General features: G+C 68.3%; 14 protein-coding genes. 8 read left to right on the forward strand and 6 right to left on the reverse strand.

Annotation, left to right across the window (positions count from 1 at the left end; all coding sequences use genetic code 11):
* Window positions 1-702: 702 nt before the first annotated feature.
* On the reverse strand, window positions 703-1,878 hold the full coding sequence (locus AC3WLN_RS03005) for a right-handed parallel beta-helix repeat-containing protein (RefSeq protein ID WP_492479438.1): 1,176 nt from the start codon (window positions 1,876-1,878) through the stop codon (window positions 703-705).
* Between the two features lie 1,132 nt (window positions 1,879-3,010).
* On the opposite strand from AC3WLN_RS03005, the gene AC3WLN_RS03010 reads away from it, so the two are divergent.
* Window positions 3,011-4,069 (forward strand): acyltransferase family protein, encoded by a 1,059-nt coding sequence (locus AC3WLN_RS03010; protein ID WP_492479439.1) that lies wholly within the window; start codon window positions 3,011-3,013, stop codon window positions 4,067-4,069.
* Between the two features lie 451 nt (window positions 4,070-4,520).
* Here AC3WLN_RS03010 and AC3WLN_RS03015 read toward each other — a convergent pair whose 3' ends face one another.
* A complete protein-coding gene (locus AC3WLN_RS03015) occupies window positions 4,521-5,249 on the reverse strand; it encodes a DUF3750 domain-containing protein (RefSeq protein WP_492479441.1) in 729 nt (242 codons plus the stop codon).
* A 202-nt stretch (window positions 5,250-5,451) separates the two neighbouring features.
* Here AC3WLN_RS03015 and AC3WLN_RS03020 point away from each other — a divergent pair, with 202 nt between their 5' ends.
* Complete coding sequence (locus AC3WLN_RS03020; RefSeq protein ID WP_492479442.1) at window positions 5,452-6,954, forward strand: NAD(P)/FAD-dependent oxidoreductase; 1,503 nt, start codon at window positions 5,452-5,454, stop codon at window positions 6,952-6,954.
* A 41-nt stretch (window positions 6,955-6,995) separates the two neighbouring features.
* Complete coding sequence (locus AC3WLN_RS03025; RefSeq protein WP_492479443.1) at window positions 6,996-8,915, forward strand: hypothetical protein; 1,920 nt, start codon at window positions 6,996-6,998, stop codon at window positions 8,913-8,915.
* Window positions 8,916-8,933: 18 nt separating this feature from the next.
* Here AC3WLN_RS03025 and AC3WLN_RS03030 read toward each other — a convergent pair whose 3' ends face one another.
* Window positions 8,934-9,629 carry a YoaK family protein gene (locus tag AC3WLN_RS03030; protein ID WP_492479444.1) on the reverse strand — a complete coding sequence of 232 codons (696 nt, stop codon included), beginning with the start codon at window positions 9,627-9,629 and terminating at the stop codon, window positions 8,934-8,936.
* A 263-nt stretch (window positions 9,630-9,892) separates the two neighbouring features.
* Between AC3WLN_RS03030 and AC3WLN_RS03035 the strand changes: the two genes are divergently transcribed.
* The 3 genes from AC3WLN_RS03035 (at window position 9,893) to AC3WLN_RS03045 (ending at window position 11,207) form a co-directional block, all read left to right on the forward strand.
* The gene (locus AC3WLN_RS03035) at window positions 9,893-10,147 is read left to right on the forward strand and encodes a hypothetical protein (RefSeq protein ID WP_492479445.1); all 255 of its coding nucleotides are present in this window, start codon (window positions 9,893-9,895) and stop codon (window positions 10,145-10,147) included.
* A 71-nt stretch (window positions 10,148-10,218) separates the two neighbouring features.
* Entirely contained in the window at window positions 10,219-10,509 is a 291-nt protein-coding gene (locus AC3WLN_RS03040) for a hypothetical protein (protein ID WP_463771597.1), read from the forward strand.
* 128 nt (window positions 10,510-10,637) lie between these two features.
* Entirely contained in the window at window positions 10,638-11,207 is a 570-nt protein-coding gene (locus AC3WLN_RS03045; RefSeq protein ID WP_492479447.1) for a peptidase S14, read from the forward strand.
* 19 nt (window positions 11,208-11,226) lie between these two features.
* Here AC3WLN_RS03045 and AC3WLN_RS03050 read toward each other — a convergent pair whose 3' ends face one another.
* Window positions 11,227-12,012, reverse strand: a complete 786-nt coding sequence (locus AC3WLN_RS03050; protein WP_492479448.1) for a hypothetical protein — start codon at window positions 12,010-12,012, stop codon at window positions 11,227-11,229.
* Complete coding sequence (locus tag AC3WLN_RS03055) at window positions 12,009-12,230, reverse strand: hypothetical protein (protein ID WP_492479450.1); 222 nt, start codon at window positions 12,228-12,230, stop codon at window positions 12,009-12,011. Before AC3WLN_RS03055 ends, AC3WLN_RS03050 begins: the two co-directional genes overlap by 4 nt.
* A gap of 445 nt (window positions 12,231-12,675) precedes the next feature.
* On the opposite strand from AC3WLN_RS03055, the gene AC3WLN_RS03060 reads away from it, so the two are divergent.
* Both AC3WLN_RS03060 and AC3WLN_RS03065 read left to right on the forward strand, forming a co-directional pair.
* The gene (locus AC3WLN_RS03060) at window positions 12,676-13,698 is read left to right on the forward strand and encodes a helix-turn-helix domain-containing protein (RefSeq protein ID WP_492479451.1); all 1,023 of its coding nucleotides are present in this window, start codon (window positions 12,676-12,678) and stop codon (window positions 13,696-13,698) included.
* An 88-nt stretch (window positions 13,699-13,786) separates the two neighbouring features.
* On the forward strand, window positions 13,787-15,109 hold the full coding sequence (locus tag AC3WLN_RS03065) for an MFS transporter (protein WP_492479452.1): 1,323 nt from the start codon (window positions 13,787-13,789) through the stop codon (window positions 15,107-15,109).
* Here the strand turns inward: AC3WLN_RS03065 and AC3WLN_RS03070 are convergent.
* On the reverse strand, window positions 15,078-15,356 hold the full coding sequence (locus tag AC3WLN_RS03070; protein WP_463771575.1) for a hypothetical protein: 279 nt from the start codon (window positions 15,354-15,356) through the stop codon (window positions 15,078-15,080). The genes AC3WLN_RS03065 and AC3WLN_RS03070 overlap by 32 nt on opposite strands.
* Window positions 15,357-15,885 lie beyond the last annotated feature (529 nt).

Below are 15,885 nucleotides of genomic sequence, written 5' to 3' on the forward strand. Positions count from 1 at the left end.
GAAACCCGGCCCCCCGATGGTGCGAATCCCCCGTCATTGTCGTCCCGCAGGGGGGCGAGGCAAGGAAGGGCGCCCCCGCGAAGGGCGGTTCATGCGGCATTGCGGCAAGATGGCCACAGGCGGACGATGCCGATGGAGGCCGAGACAATCACCGGTGGAGGAGGGGCCGCCGACGGGAGACCGGAGTTCCCGGTCGTCGATCCGGAACGTGCGAGCCCGGTTGGCGGCTCCGGGTGATGATGCTAGGAACGCCCTCGGTGAGTCTCCGTAGCTCAGCTGGACAGAGCACAGGTTTCCTAGATCACAATTGGGCGTCGCGATGGGAAACCGCGCGGCGGATCCGCTCAAATTCGGGGAACGCTCAACGCGTGCCGGTGGCACGCGCAGCCAATCCCGAGCCAAGCCCGGCATCCGCTCCCGCGGGCACCGGGACGGTGTAGAGACTAGACGGGCGGCACCTAAGGGCCCCGGCGACGGGACCTACGGTGAAGGGATAGTCCAGACCACGAACGCACGCCTTCGGGCAGGCGGCGGCGGAAGCCGAAGTGGGATGAAACCTGGGGTCGCAGGTTCGAGACCTGCCGGGGACGCCACCATGCCGCACGGCCCTCTCGGGCTTGCCGCCGAGCTCCATGTCCGACGCAGCCCCACGGGGACGGGCGGCGGGCCGCCGGTCCCCCCCGCTCTCAGGATCGTGCGTTCTCAGAACGCGCCTTTGCCGGCCGCCGGGCTTCCAGGCCTCAGGCGAAGCTTTTCCGTGCCGGGATCGACGAACTGGGGATCGGCGTAGGTCTCGCCGGGGCCGAGGGTCATGGACCAGTTGTTGAACAGGTGCGTGGCCTTGTCCTGCAGGTGGAAGACGTTGCCGGTGTGGTAGCTGCCTTCGCGCTTGAACACGCTGTCCCCGGAGTTGAGGCTGATGATGTTGTCCGCGATGCTGAAGGCGCCGGGTGCCGGATCGGCATCCAGGTAGAAGATACCCATCGCCTTGGAATTGGCCTTCGTGGCCACGATGGTGTTGCGCCGCAGGGTCACGTTGCGGAAGTCGACGGCGAACTGGCCCCCGCCGTTGTGCGGGTTGAAGAAGGGCTTGTTGCGCAGATCGAGCCCGACGTTGAAGGCGATGTCCACGTTCTGGATGACGTCGCCCTTCTGTCCGCCCAGTTCCATGAAGCCGACGCTGTCCGCGCACCAGTTGTGATGCACGCGCAGGTCGGAGACGGATCCGAACAGCTCCAGGCAGCCCCCGTCCTCGCCGTAATCGTCACTGGGCGCCGTATTGCGGAAGAACCGGTTGTGGGCGACCTCGTGTCCGGTTCCCGCCACCAGGACTCCGTTGGCACCGTAATCGTCGTCGGGATTCACCGACTTCGGCGTCACCTTCACCATCGTGAGGTCGTGGATGACGTTGTTGAGCACGCGGCCCCGGCTGCCGAACAACCCGACCCCGATGCCGACGCGGGTCATCTCGCTGTTCTGCACGGTCACGCCGACCGTGTTTTTGGGGGCCGCCACCCCGTAGCGGTTGGTGTCCGTGAGGAGCAGGCCATCGATGACGGTGTACGAGCCGACGGTCAGAGCGTCGGTGAAGGCGGTGGCGGACCCGGTGATCCGGGGGAGCGCTCCAGTCCCGGATCGCTTCACGACGATGGGTTTGCCGGGCGATCCGACGGATTGCAGGACCACCGGACCGTTGATGACGGTGCCGGCGGGAATCAGAATGGTCGTCCCGGGCGGGTAGGCCCTGGCGAGGCCCTGTGCGTCCGTGACGGTGACGGTGCTGTCCGGCCGCGCCCAGCAGGGGGGCGCCGCGATCAGGCCCAGGACGGAGACCGCTCCGAGGAGGGTCCTGCCCGTTCTTGCCGTTGTCCTTGCCATTCCGGATCCTTGTTCTCTGGTGCTCTCGCCAGCGCTCGAAGGTTTGGAATCCGTCCGGTCACGGCGGGCACTCCGTCGACAGCAGGGTAGGGTGCGACCTGCCCAAGGCGCCCAGCGTCGCGCGCGACTGGGCCGGAGTCACGGGTGGTCGGCCATCCGCGTCCGGGTCGTCCGGGGTAAGGCGTGTCATGTCAAGCGCCGGGCTGCCGATGCGAGCTTGAATGATCGACGGCCAGCTTCGTTCCTGCGGCGGGCGTGAGCGATGGATTGTCCGCCCTTTCGGTCGATGGATCGCAGATCCGCCACGTACCGTTCTAACACGGAGCAGACGCATCCTTTCCGAATGGAGGTCGGCATTCGAGGTGCTCGTCGACACCGATGAACGACCGGCTGCGCGCGACGACCTTTGCCGCGACGACTTTCCTCTGCTGCACAGAAGCAGATCGGCCAACCCACATCGAGGCCAGAGCAAGATTCCGGTCGCGAGTTTTCAAAGAAGATTTCAGGAATGTGATAGAATTTTATTTGCATTGATTGTAAATAGATCGTAATTTTAGTTATAATATGAGAAATATAAGCCTTGATCGGTGAGTAAATTTTGGGATTATTTTTATGATTATAGAAATTTGAGTAAAAATCCATGTTTAAATTTTATCTAAAAGATATTCTTTCATTGGGTTGGCTCATCAGCCTGTGCAATACGTAATCAATCGATTTTCTGTGCTGAGCGGATTGACGCGTATCGACAAGATCAATTCGTGCGACCTGCGTATTCAAAGCAGATTTTGGCTGGAAGTTTCTGTTGCGTAATAGAAAAATCCGAGCCATTGGAATAAATTTGACTTCCGGATAAGGTCGGACCTATTCAATTTTGTACAATCACTCAGGAGTTTGAAATCGAGTATTGAGGGTAGATTTTTCAAGTCGCCTCGTATTTTCAAGTTGTATTTTGTTGAATGCTCGATCGGATGCGAAGTGGAAGACGATCAGCCTGTGGGCCAGCGCCTCGATATATCTGCCGATGCCGGTGAAACCGCTCTTTCGGGCATCCCTCAGGAAAATCGGGTCTGGACTGCACGTGCATCCCGAAATTCGTGGCTATCCTTGGGCTTAAATCGAACGGGGATGTGAGATGGTGACACAACGTCTTGGAAAATCGATCATACTCGATAATATACAGTATATGAGAGGTATTGCGGCCCTCTTGGTGGTTTTTTCCCATGTTTCTGTGTTTTTTCCCCATATTCTAGATGAGAGGTATTCTGCGCTCGGTGCGTTAGGCGTCGGAATTTTTTTTGTGATCAGCGGTTTCATCATGACCGTGACCGCCTGGGATTCCTTCGCGACGGTGAATGCGCCCCGTGAGTTTCTGCTGCGGCGGATCCAGCGGGTCTTCCCGCTTTATTGGATCGCCCTGTCGATCAAGATTTTCATCGATAGCCGACAGAAGGACTTTGTCTGGACGACGGGCTCGTATTTCCTGCTTCCCGTCTTCTCCCCGAACGGTCTGGTGGAGCCTGTTCACGGCGTAGGTTGGTCGCTGGTCTGGGAAATGATGTTCTATTATATTTTTGCCTTGTCTTTGTCGCTTCAACGTAGATCGGGCTTGCTCCTCATCTTGTCAGCTCTGGTCGCATTGACCTTCGTTGGATATCTGACGACCTTCAGGAGTGTCGCCTGGCATGGCAGTTCGATCTTCCTGCTGTTTGCACTGGGAATCCTCATCGGCATTGTCACGCAGGTTTCGGCCATCGATCGATCGCGGCATGGCCTCCTCGGGGTAGGTCTCGCCCTCGCGGCGCTGGTGATCGGCATCGCGATCGTCGTGTTCCAGATCAGAGAGGGATGGTTCGAGTTCCTCGAACTCGTCCTGTCGGGGGCCATCATCCTGGCGGCCGCGATCGCACCCAACATCAGCCCCTCATCATGGGTGCTGAAAACCATGCATCTTATCGGAGACGCATCGTACAGTCTCTATCTGACCCATACCCTGACCTTCAGCCTAAGCCTGTCAATCCTGAAAAGAGCGCATCTGCAGTCGTTGGAAGCCAGTCTCTGGCCCGTGTTGATCGTCGCCGCCTGCGTCGTCGGAGTTCTGGTTCACCTGGTCGTGGAAAAGAGGATCATCGCGTTTTTCCGTGTTCGGACATCGCGTGGCAAGGCGATTGCTGCGAAGGCCGAAGTGTCCTAGCGATTTCCTCGGACGGGCTGCGTCGGCGTGCGAGGAGGGCGAACGCGTTCCGCGATCGGAACTCGCAGACCCTACGGGCCGCCCGTTCGGCCTCAAGGATGATGGCAAGCCTCCGGGTCCGAGGCGCCGGACTCCCGCAACGCCTGATCACCGATACGCGACTGTGGCGATCGTGCCCCGTTCGGGCCGCCGCCATGACAGCTCAGGTTTGTTGTCATTCGAAAGATGAAAGATCGTGCCTAGCAGCGACCTTTATCCTTGCGTAGCGGAGGTCGGGCATGCATCATACTACGTAGACACGCCGCCAGTGCGTGAAGAGGACGTCCAAGTCACCGCTATGCTTGCGTATCTGAACATCTATATCGGGTGCTTGGCGCTCTTCCTTGAGTTGAGCGTGCGCGCGCCGGTCTGGCAGGATTAGCGTCGTCCGTCCGGGGGCGGGGTCCGCGCTTCACCACCCGACGCGCCCGAGGGCTGGGAGCTTGAGGGCCGGCCGCCGGAGGTCCAGGCCCGCGACGGCCCCGAGGATGTTCAGCTCCAGGCCCTCGACCCAGGCGACCGTCAGCCCGAGATAGCCGCCGAGGTTGAGCCGGAATCCGGTCCGCGACGGTGTCGGGCCGACCCAGCGGCCGTCATAGGGAAAATCCTTGCCGATCGCGGTGGCGGGCAGGCTCGCCGCCATCTCCGGCACCGCGCTCATCACGGCGGCCACGAAGGTGTTCGAGTTCGGGCCCGGCCAGACGGTGTAGTCCCCGGGCTGTGCGTAGCGGTAGGTCCGGATCGTCTCCCGGATGCGCGGGATCATCGCCTCGGCAGCCGGACCATCGGCGCCCACGACGGTCTCGGGCACGCTCCCGAACCAGCGTCCGTCCGGCACGAAGCGATCGATCCAGATCGGCTGGCCCCAGGCCGTGTAGTCGAAGCGCTGATAGGCGGGCGCGCCGGCCTCCTTGACGACGATCCAGCTGTGAGTGGCGACGATGCCGCGCCAGCTCACCGTCCGGGCCGAGAAAATCCGCACGATCGCCTCCGGATGAGCCGAGGCGGGAGGCAGCAGGCCGGTGCTGGAGCGGTCGGCGGAGCGCCAGTCCCCCCGGGTCTGGCTGGCATAGAGGGCGGCTGAGATCGCGATGGGTGCGAGGTAGGCCAGGACGAAGGCGAGAGCGGCGATCTTGAGCAAGGCGGTTCCGGACGGCGGGAGGACGGGACCGATATGGGAAGCCCGGCCGCCGGGCGGGAGGGCCGCCGGGTGGCGGACCCCGTCGCGAGGGCGGCGCGGACGTCGCGCGGGGAACCGTCCGCCATGCCGAAGAGGGCTTCCTTAACCAATCCGGGGTATCCCGGGGATGCTTCGTTCTCTGGTTGATTGACGGTCCTGCCCGATGAGCCACCACTCGGAAACGCTCGTGATCGGGGCGGGTCCCGCCGGCCTGACCGCCGCCTACCTGCTGGCGAAGGCCGGGCGCTCGGTGACGGTCCTGGAAAAGGATCCCGTCCAGGTCGGCGGCATCAGCCGCACGGTGGCGCATAACGGCTACCTGTTCGACATCGGCGGCCATCGCTTCTTCTCGAAGTCGAAGGCCGTGGTCGACCTCTGGGACGAGCTCCTGCCGGACGACTTCATCGAGCGGCCGCGGCTGTCGCGGATCTTCTACAAGGGCAAGTACTACGCCTATCCGCTCAAGGCCTTCGAGGCGCTGCGCAACCTCGGGCTCCTGGAGAGCACCGCCTGCGTCGCCTCCTACCTCTATGCCCGCGCCCGGCCGATCGCGGAGCCGAAGAGCTTCCACGACTGGGTCCGCAACCGCTTCGGCGAGCGCCTGTTCTCGATCTTCTTCAAGACCTACACCGAGAAGGTCTGGGGCATGTCCTGCGACGCCATCTCGGCGGACTGGGCGGCCCAGCGCATCAACGGCCTCGATCTGGGGGCGGCGATCCGCGACGCGCTGGTGCGCTCCCTCGGCCTGCGCAAGGCGCCGCGCGCCGGCGAGCCCGTGATCAAGACGCTGATCGAATCCTTCCGCTACCCCCGCAAGGGACCGGGCATGATGTGGGAGGCGGCCGCCGCGAAGGTGGTCGCCCGGGGCGGAACCCTGCATCTCGACCGGGGCGTCGACGGCCTGCACTTCGAAGCCCGGACCGGGCTCTGGACCGTCACGGCCAAGGCCGCGGATGGCACCCGCGAGACCTTCACGGCGCGCAACGTCATCTCCTCCGCGCCCCTGCGCGAACTCGTCGGGTCCCTCTCGCCCGCCCCGATCAGCACCTTCCAGGCCCGCGCCCTGCAGTACCGCGACTTCCTCACCGTGGCGCTGATCGCGCGCTCGGACCGGAATTTCCCCGACAACTGGATCTACATCCACGATCCGTCCGTGCAGGTCGGGCGCGTGCAGAACTTCCGCTCCTGGTCGCCCGAGATGGTACCCGACGCGGCGCATACCTGCCTCGGCCTGGAATATTTCTGCTTCGAGGGCGACGGGCTGTGGACGCGGTCCGATGCCGACCTCATCGCCCTCGCCAAGCGCGAGATCGGCCAGATCGGGCTGATCCGGTCCGAGGACGTGGTCGATGCCTGCGTGGTGCGCCAGCCCAAGGCCTATCCGGTCTACGACGAGGACTACAAGGCGCACGTCGCCACGATCCGGCGCGACCTCGAGCATGCCTATCCGAGCCTGCACCTCGTCGGGCGCAACGGCATGCACAAGTACAACAACCAGGACCACGCGATGATGACCGCGATGCTCACGGTGGAGAACATCCTCGCCGGAGAGCGGCGCTATGATCCCTGGTGCGTGAACGAGGATGCGGAATACACCGAGGCGGGCGTCTCGGGTGCGCAGGACGCGCTGACGAGCGAGCGCCTGGTGCCGCGCCGGGCGGCCTGACCGCGATGGCGACGGCAGGGATCACGGACCGCCCGGTGCCCGTGCCGGACCCCGCACCCGGCCTCGCCGCTCCGCGCTGGCCCTCGGCCCTGCACCGCTCCGCCTGGCCCCTCCTCGGGATCGCCGGTCTCGCCCTCCTGCTGCATCCCTACGAAGGCATCCACGGCGACGCCCGCATCTATGTGGGACGGGCCCTGGCCGACCTCGACCCGGAGGGGGTCGGGCGCGACCTCATGTTCACCCATGACGGGCAGTCGCGCTTCAGCCTGTTCCCGCTCGCGCTGCGCGGATTGGTGGCGGCCCTCGGCGCCGGCCCGGCGGCGCTCGCCGTCGGCCTCGCGGGGCTGGCCGCCTGGTTCTGTGCCGCCGCGGCCCTGGCGGGCGCCCTCGGGGCCGGACGGCGGCGCTGGATCGTCCTCGCAGCCATGGCGGTCCTGCCCGCTTGGTACGGCCTGCCCGGCATCTTCCGGATCGGCGAAGCGATCGCGGCGCCACGGACCCTGGCGGAGGCGGCGGTGCTCGCCGGTCTCGCGGCCATCCTCACGGGCCGCCATGCCCGGGCGCTCGGGTTCTTGGCCCTCGGCGGCCTCGTCCATCCGATCATGGGGCTGGCGGGCCTGGCGGTGATCGTCCTCGCCCTCGTCGCGGAGAACCGGCGCTGGCTGCTCGTGCTGCTGCCGCTGCCCGTCGCGATCCTGGTCGCCGCCGGCCTCGGCGTGCCGCTGTTCGCGCGCCTGCTGCAACCCGTCGATCCCGAATTCCTCGGTATCCTGCGCCAGCGCTGCGCCGAACTCTTCCCCGTGCTCTGGCCGAGCCAAGCCTGGGGGCCGCCCGCCGTGCAGGCCGCGTCGATCCTCATCGCCGCGACCCTGGTTCCGAACCGGACGCGTCGCGTGCTCCTGGCCGCGCTCCTCGCCGGCGCCTGCGGGGTGGCCGCCACCACGCTGTTCGAGGAACTGTGGTCGTCGCTCCTGGTGATCCAGGTCCAGCCCTGGCGCTTCCTGTGGATCACCTCCGTCCTCGGCGCCGCCGCCTTCGGCCTCTGCGCGGCCATCCTTCCGCAGGGGCGGCCGGGAGACCGGATCACCGTCGCCCTCCTGGGGCTGGCCTGGGTGTTCTCCTTCGACCTTCTGCTCGGGGCCACCGCCGGCTTCCTCGCCGTCGGGGTGCACGCGGCGGTCCGGCGGGACCGGCTGACGCCGTCCCGCCCCCTGATGCGCGCGACCCTGGGCCTGGTCGGCCTCCTCATCGCCGGCCGTCTCTGCCTCGAAGCGCTCACCCTCGGGTGGCTCGCCGCCCACCTGACCGAGGGGGCCCAGCTCGAACTCAGCCTGATCCGGAATTTCCCGATCGTGCCGCCCCTGGCCTTCGCCGCCGGCCTCGCCTGGATCGCCGCGGAGCGGTCCCGGCCCGCGATGGCGGTCCTGGCCCTGGCGCTCGTCCTCGCCCTCGTCGGTTTCTGGGATGGGCGGTCCCCGGCTTTCCGGCGCATCGAGGACCGCACCCTGCTGCCCGGTCTCGCCGCCGCCATCGCGGAGCGGTCCGGGGAGGTGCTCTGGCTCGACGGCGGAGCGGAGACCTGGCTGGCGCTCGGCCGGCCGAGCTGGATCACCGGCCTGCAGGGCGCCAGCATCGTGTTCTCGCGACCCCTGGCGCTGCTCTGGTCCGACCGGACGGAGCGGCTGATCGCGCTCGGCCTCGCCACCGATGCGCAGCGCCGGCCGTTCGCGCCGCCGGTCCCCCTGCGGGCCGCCGATCCTCCGCCCGGAGCCGTCGCGACCCTGTGCGCGGCGCCGGACGCACCCGCCTGGATCGTGGTGCCCATGGGCGACGGTCAGGCGCCGCCGGCCGGCGCGCGGGTGTTCACCCTCGCCGATCCGTTCGTGGTGGCGCTCGCCACCCCGGACGGCCTGACCTGGCGCCGGACGATCGCCTACGGGCTGCTGGCCTGCCGTGCCTGACGCACCCTTCGCGCCGCTTCAGGCGCGGTGGAGGAGCACGAGGCCCGCCAGCGCCGCGATGGGAATCGCGACACAGGCGAACGAGAGGGCGGCGACGCCGAAGGCGCCCGCGAGCGCCCCGACAGCGAAGGCCAGCACCGCCGGCAGCATCCGACGCATCCGTCCCCGCGCCGCCCCGTCCGGCGGGACGACGCCCCGCGCCCAGTCCACGAGGTCGATCACCGCCTGGGTGACGTTGACCGTCATCACCGTGGTGGCGGCCAGATGGGCGAGGCCGAGGCGGCCGATGGCGTTCTGGACCCCCATCGCCCCGACGCCGAGCATCCCGACCGTCACCGCCGCCGCGCCGTCGGGCGAGCCCAGCGGCGAGAGCGCGAGGCCGGCGGTGCCGAAGGCGGCGAGCAGCACGATCTCGAGCCCGAGGAGCCAGCGCAGGGGCGCCACGCCCCGGCGCTCCAGCGCCAGGGCGAGGAGGCGGGTGGCCGCGACCGCGATCACGAAGGCCGGCAGGGCGAGCAGCTTGGCGACCACGCCGGTCGAGGTCGAAACGAGTTCGGCGCCCAGCAGCACGAAGTTGCCGGTGACGTGCGCGGTGAACAGGCCCGCCAGGGCGATGAAGGCCGCGGCATCCACGAAGCCCGCCACGAAGGCGAGGCCGATCCCGGCGGCGAGGTCCGTATCAAAGTGCGGGCTGGAGAAGGAGCTCGATGCCATCGCTGCGTCCGCCGAGGGGCTTCGCGGAGCCGGACCGGCCGGGCACCCGCCATACGCCGCCGGTTCTGGCCGAACCCGCCACGGAACGGAAGCGCCCTTCGGCCCCGACGCCTCGGGACGGGGCGCACGAGCCTCCGGACGCGCGATCCCGCATGCGGCATTTTCGGCCTCGCACGGTGCGACCTCCGGCGCCGATGGCACGAAATCCCGCGGAGGCCGGCCCGCCCCCCTGAACCGCCGCCAGGGCCGTTCGTTGTGTCGACATGACGAAGACAGCAACCGACCCGTCCACCGCCGCCGCTGCCCGGATCGCGGACGCGCGCCACCGCGAACTCGCCACCGAGCACCTTCTGTTCGGGACGATCCGCTTCCTGGCCCAGGAACATCCGGAACTTCTCAACACCCTGGAGGCCAGCGTCGACCATCTCTGGGACAAGGCCGACGACGACACCCGGGACGACGAGGCGGTGCGGGAGGTGGCGCGCCGCTTCCTCAAGAGCCTGCGGGCCAAGCGCTGATCGTCCCGGCGCAAGGCCGCGTCCCGCACGTCCGTTCCGCGACTCCGTTCTCAACGATACAGGAGCTCATCATGTCGAATGGTCCCGCGCAGTCGAAATCGATCCTGCGCACCACGCTCGCCGCAACCCTCGTGCTGGGTCTGTGCGGCGGCGCCCTGGCCCGCGGCGGCGGCAGCGGGGGCGACGGCCTGTCGCCCTACGCCGCCCTGAGCGGAAACGACCGCTCCGCCGGCGTGAACAACGGCAACTACCGCGATCCCGCCCTCGACCCCTATCTCGGCGCGTATGAGGGCCGCTACGACCGCCCGGTGCGTGAGCGCTACCGCCCGAGCCGGCAGCCCTATTACGGCACGCCGTACTGACTGACCGGCGTCGGGCGGACGGCGCCCGGCAGCGGGGCTCGGACCGGGTCGGCACCGCCGACCGATCCGGGGCCGGGAACTTGCGTTCTTTTCCGGGACCGTCACGTCTCGACCCCGGGAGGACCCCTATGGACACCAGCCCCTTGCCCCCATCCGCCTTCGACGCCCCCGCGATTCTCCTGTCGGGAACGGTCGACCAGGACATGTACCGGGATTTCCGGCGCCAACTCGACGCGGTCGGCGACCGGGATCTCGTGGTGGTCGAGTTGACGACCCTCGGCGGCGATCCCGAGGTCGCCCGGATGATGGGCGAGGACATCCGCTTCAAAACCGGCATCCTCACGGACCGCCGGTTCGTCTTCCTCGGCAAGGCCGCAATCTACTCCGCCGGCACAACCTTCATGAGTTTCTTCGCCCGATCGAACCGCTACCTCACCCGGGGCACGCGGCTGATGATCCATGAGCGCAAGCTCGACAAGAAGGTGGTCCTCAACGGCCCCCTGACCACCTGCATCGCCTCCGTGAAGGCGGCGCTGCACGAGATCGAATGCTCCATCGAGATCCAGAACGAGGGCTTCGCCAACCTCGTCCGGGGATCGCAGGTGACCCTGGAGGAGGTGCTGCGGCGGGCACCCGAGAACTGGTACATCGAGGCGGGCGAGGCGCAGGCGCTCGGGTTGATCGAGGGCGTTCTCTGACGCCGTACGGCGCGGCCGCTCAGGCCGGTCCGTCGAGGAGGGCGGGGGGGGTGGGTGCGGCTTCCTCCGGCCGCCCGGCCGTCTGCAGGCGCGCGGCCTGCCGGGTCGAGGCTCGCTCGCCCGCCTCGAGGCCGCATTTCTCCACATGCACCACGCGGTTGACGACCTGGAGGTTGGGAGCACCCCAGAAGCCGAGAAGCGTCGGCCAGGGATCGTCGCGGTGCTCGCGCCAGACGCGGTAGAGGGGCACCCGGTGGTCGACCTCCGCCGTCTTGAACAGGCGCTTGCCGGAGGCGGCGCAGCGGTGGCGCTGATGCGCCTTCAGCACCTTCACCTGATCGCTGGGCGCCACCCAGAGCTTCCACGCCGCGACGCAGGCCGCGTGCCAGCGCGCGTTCTTGTTCGGCACGCCGGCCCCCCAGAGGTCCCGGTGCCAGCCGAAGCGGAAGACCGGCTGGCCGCAGATGCAGCAGTGACCCTTGCCGCGCGCATGGGCCGCCTCCCGGAAGGGGGAGGGTGGCATCCGGAAGGTGGCGGCGAGGCCGGAACCCTTCTCGGTGCCGAGGCGCCAGGACCAGCCCTCGGGATGTCCGGAGCGCGTCGCGAGCGCCCGGGCCAGCCGGTCCGCCCGCAGGAGATGCGCCCGCCAGTAGCTCTCCACCGCGAGGCGCGGGGTCGGGGGAATCAGCGGACGCGACAGGGCATGCCGCAGGACGGATGCCGGGAAGACGCCCGGCAGGGCACGGTCGAGGCGGGCACGCGCTGCGACGTTTCGCTCGGCCCTCCACTCCGAGGCGGCGCTCACGCCCGGACGAGGCCGTCGTCGGAGGGGGCGGCCACGGGCAGGACGGGCGTTGCCGGGCGTCCTGCGACCGCATCCGCCAGTCGGTTCAGGCGCCGGCCAAGATCGACCACCTCGTTCAGGGCAATGGACTTCTCGCCGTTCTTCACGGCGCGGGTGATATCGCTGAGCTGAAGCTTGGAGATGCGAAGCAACTCGGCGGCAAGCTGGTCTCTGGTCATCGGGCGCATCGCGGAATGAGGGGGGCGGTGGGATCAGCGAGATTTAGGACGTAACGGTTACCGAGGTATTGCGGCCGGCGGCCCTGCCTCCAGGCCGAAGGATGATGGCCATCATCGGTTTTTGCGCGCCGAACCGGTTCCGTTCCGACAACCCCGTGGCGCATCGGCCTTTTACGACGCGAGCAGGTCTTGTCCTGCCGCGTCCGCAACACAGTCGCGCCTCGTTGCTGTCTCGGGTACGATGAGGCCCGGATGAATCTCCGCGCTGCCACCGGCCAAGGCAAGCGTTCACTGATCACGCCGCCTGTCAGACTTGGCCCTTGCATTGGTCACGGACCCGTGAGTTGTACTCGGCGCCCCCGACACCCTATTCGGGTGGGTGTCGGGGGCGCCGGTCGGGCATCGTCCGATCGGCCGTGTTCCCTCCCGCCGGGTTCCACCAGACGTGTCCCTCCCGTCATTCGCCTTTTCCACGCAGGAGGTCCGTCCGGACTACGCGTTCGAGGCGTACCGCGATCTCTATTCGGGCGGGGCCGACGTCGCCCGGATCAGCCCGGAATTCCACGCCCAGGTCCAGGCCTACCGGCTCGACCGGATGATCCTGTTCAAGCGCCGCCTGAACGGGCTGCAGCACAGCCGGTCGCCGCAGCGGGTTCGCCAGGACGGCTTCGACCACGTCACGCTTCACCTCCTCCTCGAGGGCGAGCTGGTGGCCGGCCCGCCCGGGAACGAGCGTCGCGTGCGACCGGGAGAGATCCTGGTCTGCGACAACACGCTGCCGCATCTGAGCCGGGCGCACAACGTCTGCCAGATCTCGACCCCCGTGGCGCGCGCGCTGATCGAGCCGCTGGTGCCCGATCTGCGCCGCTTCCACGGGGCGATCCTGCCGCAGGCCGTCGGCGGCCTGATCGCGGATTTCATCCTGTCCCTGACCCGCCGCTCGGACTCCCTCGATCCGACCGTCGTCGCGCAGTCGAGTGCCGTCCTGGGCATGCTGCTGGGTGCCGCCCTGCGCGGATATTCGGCACCCGCCGATGCCGTCGTCTGGGCGGCCGCCCACGATGGTCCGGACGACCTCGCCCGGCGCCGGGAGGCCGAGGCCTACGTGGAGCGCCACCTGGGCGACCGCGACCTCAGCGCCGACACCCTCGCGGCGGGGGTCGGGATCTCGCGCAGCCTCCTCTACCGGGCCTTCGCACCGGATGGCGGGGTCGCGCGCTTCGTGCAGCAGCGCCGCCTGGAGCGGGTGCGCGACGCCCTGCGGCGGCGGACCGAGACGCGCTCGATCGCCAGCCTCGCCTATGCGTACGGCTTCTCCAGCGAGCAGCATTTCAACCGGGCCTTCCGCACGACCTTCGGCCGCCCGCCCGGGCAGTTCCGCACCCACATGCAGCGGATGCGGAGCGAGACCCATGGCGGGGCGGGCCGGTCCTGGCCTCTCGCGGACTGGCACAGCGAGCTCTATTGATGCGGGCCCTTCCCGACGTGACGCGGGCGCGCCCCGCGTCGCGGACCGCATGAGCGGCGGGCTCCGGAACGACGCAGGCAGGGTTCCCGTGCGAGCGGCTCTGGGCTTCGGCCCCCTGGCGCTGCTCATCCTGGCGCAGCTCTCGGCGGCCAGTGACCGCTTCCTCATCACCCTGGTGACGACCCCGGTGAAGCAGGACCTCGCCCTAAGCGACGCCCAGCTCGGGCTGCTCCACGGCTCGGCCTTCGTGGTCTTCTATGCCCTGGCGATGCCGCTCTTCGGCAGCTTGGCGGATCGCGGCCACCAGCGCAGGATCCTGCTCGCCAGCATCGGCCTGTGGACCCTGGCGACCCTGGGCTTCGGCTTGGCCAGCTCCTTCGCGGCGCTGTTCCTGAGCCGGCTCGCCCTGGGACTGGGCCAGGCCGGCCTCGCGCCGGCCTCGCTGTCGCTCATCGCCCACGGTTCCGCACCCGGCCGCATGGCGCGGAACGTGTCCCTGTTCACGGTGGGCGGCAGCTTCGGGCAGAGCTTCGCCCTTCTCGCCGGCGGCGCGGTCCTGGCCTGGCTCGTCCTGCGGGGCGGGCTGGCCTTCCCCGGGATCGGTCCGCTTGCGTCTTGGCGGGCCCTGTTCGTCCTCGCCTGCCTGCCGAACCTCGCGCTGATCCTCGGCGCGGCCGCCCTCCGGCTGCCGAGGCCGCCGCCGGCGGCCAGGGCCGGCTTGAGGCCCGCCTGGACGTGGATCCTGCGCCGGCGGCGGAGCTACCTGCCACACTGCGCCGCAGCCGCCTGCGCCGTGCTGATGGGCCGGACCCTGGCCGCCTGGGGGCCGACCCTCTACGTGCGCAGCCACGGCATGAGCCCCGCGGAGAGCGGCGTCGTGCTGGGAGGGCTGCTGCTGATCGGGGGCCCGATCGGCCACCTGTCCGCCGGCGTAATCCTGGATCGCGTCGCACGGAGGCACCGCCGTGCGGCGGCCTCGCGGATGCTCGGCCTCGGCCTCCTCGCCGCGCTGCCGGTCGCGATCCTGATGGCCCTGGCCCCGGATCGGACCCTCTCCCTCGCCGCCTTCACCCTTCTGACGGCCGTGATCGGGTTCACCGCGCCGCCCGCGGTCACGGGGGTGCAACTGCTCACGCCCGTCAGCCTGCGCGGGCGGGTCAGCGCGCTCTTCATCGCCGCCGTGACCCTGACCGCCTCAGGCACCGGCCCGCCGCTCCTCGGTCTCCTGGCCGACACCGTCTTCGGCGCCGATCATCTCGGGCGCGCGCTGATCGCGCTCTACGCCCTCGTGGGCGTTCCCGGGATGGTGCTGGCCGTTCGCGCGGCGCGGTCGTCGGGCCCGCGCGGCGATGCCTCGCGCTCTCCCATCGGAGGGAACGTCAGCGCCGGGCGGCCATCATGTCATGGGTGAGCACCGTCAGCTTTCCGATCAGGCCGGTGATGTCGGCGCCGTTGCAGGACCATTGCGTGCCGATGGCCTCGCCGTCCGCGGACACGGAAACGACGGCCACCGAGCGCAGCTTGCCTTCCCGCGCCAGGGCGAGCTGATCCTGAAGCACCGCGATCATCGAGGCGATGTCCGCATCCGGCGTCGTCGGCGCGATACGGGGCGGAAACGGTACGATCCCCGCGCCATTCGGCTGTCCCTGGTTGTTCATGGCGACTGTCCTGCGCTGCCCTCGATGGCAGAGACATGCAGACGGCCTGGGGACGGAGTGTGGCAGCTTGTCCGTGTCGGTGCAGGTCGATCGCGGGTGTGGCCCTATGAACACAGCTGGGGAGCGTCCGACCTCGCCGGACCAGAGCGAGGAGGGCGCGCCAGGATCTGTGGCCGTCCGCTCCGACCTTCCGATCGGTCGATCGGGAAGAGGGGGTGAGTTCCCCGACGGCGACCGACGGCGTCTCCCTCTGCCGGGATTGGGATTGCCCCGGTTTGGTGGACACCGAGAACGCTTTCGCGTGAGGTGTTTGCCCAATGCCCAAGACCCGTCCCGCAGACTCGGCTGAGTTCCGCCGGCAGATGGTCGATCTGGTCCGTGCCGGCCGCGACCCGACCAACCTCGCCCGCGAGTTCGAGCCACCGCGACAGACCATCCAGAACTGGGTCACGGAGCTTCCCGGTGGCGGCCGCCTGGTGCAAGCGCCAAGCCCGCGCCCGAGGGCTCAGTTCGCGGGCTGCTCGGCCGG

This window comes from Methylobacterium sp. FW306-05-D (genome assembly GCF_058782155.1).

Excerpts from the sequence above, each read along its gene's own strand:
- AC3WLN_RS03005 (WP_492479438.1), bottom strand. The coding sequence starts at position 1,878 with ATGGCAAGGACAACGGCAAGAACGGGCAGGACCCTCCTCGGAGCGGTC.
- AC3WLN_RS03045 (WP_492479447.1), top strand. The coding sequence starts at position 10,638 with ATGGACACCAGCCCCTTGCCCCCATCCGCCTTCGACGCCCCCGCGATT.
- AC3WLN_RS03055 (WP_492479450.1), bottom strand. The coding sequence starts at position 12,230 with ATGACCAGAGACCAGCTTGCCGCCGAGTTGCTTCGCATCTCCAAGCTT.
- AC3WLN_RS03035 (WP_492479445.1), top strand. The coding sequence starts at position 9,893 with ATGACGAAGACAGCAACCGACCCGTCCACCGCCGCCGCTGCCCGGATC.
- AC3WLN_RS03030 (WP_492479444.1), bottom strand. The coding sequence starts at position 9,629 with ATGGCATCGAGCTCCTTCTCCAGCCCGCACTTTGATACGGACCTCGCC.
- AC3WLN_RS03020 (WP_492479442.1), top strand. The coding sequence starts at position 5,452 with ATGAGCCACCACTCGGAAACGCTCGTGATCGGGGCGGGTCCCGCCGGC.
- AC3WLN_RS03070 (WP_463771575.1), bottom strand. The coding sequence starts at position 15,356 with ATGAACAACCAGGGACAGCCGAATGGCGCGGGGATCGTACCGTTTCCG.
- AC3WLN_RS03040 (WP_463771597.1), top strand. The coding sequence starts at position 10,219 with ATGTCGAATGGTCCCGCGCAGTCGAAATCGATCCTGCGCACCACGCTC.
- AC3WLN_RS03010 (WP_492479439.1), top strand. The coding sequence starts at position 3,011 with ATGGTGACACAACGTCTTGGAAAATCGATCATACTCGATAATATACAG.